General features: G+C 66.5%; 1 pseudogene. It reads right to left on the reverse strand.

The window, feature by feature from the left end:
- Window positions 1–668 (reverse strand): annotated as a pseudogene (locus FOY91_RS21450) (IS5 family transposase); the annotation flags it as partial.

A 668-nucleotide genomic window follows, 5' to 3' on the forward strand; every position in this document is an offset into this window, starting at 1 on the left:
CGAGAGCAATGGCGGAGAAGAAGGCGGTGGGGCAGCGGTCGTAGCGGGTGGCGACGCGGCGCCAGTCCTTGAGGCGGCCGAACATGATCTCGATGCGGCTGCGACGCCGGTAGCGGCGCTTGTCGTACCGGACCGGCTTGTTGCGCGACCTGCGGCCTGGGATGCAGGGCTGGATGCCTTTGGCCTGGAGGGCGTCCCTGAACCAGTCGGCGTCGTAGCCGCGATCACCAAGCAGCCACTGCGCCTTCGGCATGTCATCAAGCAGCGCTGCCGCGCCGGTGTAGTCGCTGACCTGGCCCGCGGTCATGAAGAAGCTCAAGGGGCGCCCGTTCGCATCGGCGATGGCGTGGAGCTTGGTGTTCATGCCGCCCTTGGTGCGGCCGATCAGGCGGCCGAGATCCCCTTTTTTACCCGCAGGCTCGATGCCGTGCGGTGAGCCTTCAGGTAGGTTGCGTCGATCATGACCGTCTGCGGCTCGGCGCCAGCTGCAGCCAGACCTTCCATCATTCGCGTGAACACACCGGCCTCGCCCCAACGCTTCCACCGATTGTACAGCGTCTTGTGCGGGCCGTACTCGCTGGGTGCATCTCGCCAGCGCAGCCCATTGCGGTTGACGAATACGATGCCACTCAGCACCCGCCGGTCGTCTACCCTCGGCCTCCCGTGGC

It is taken from the genome of Alterirhizorhabdus solaris (assembly GCF_007785815.1).
GTDB classification, from domain to species: domain Bacteria; phylum Pseudomonadota; class Alphaproteobacteria; order Sphingomonadales; family Sphingomonadaceae; genus Alterirhizorhabdus; species Alterirhizorhabdus solaris.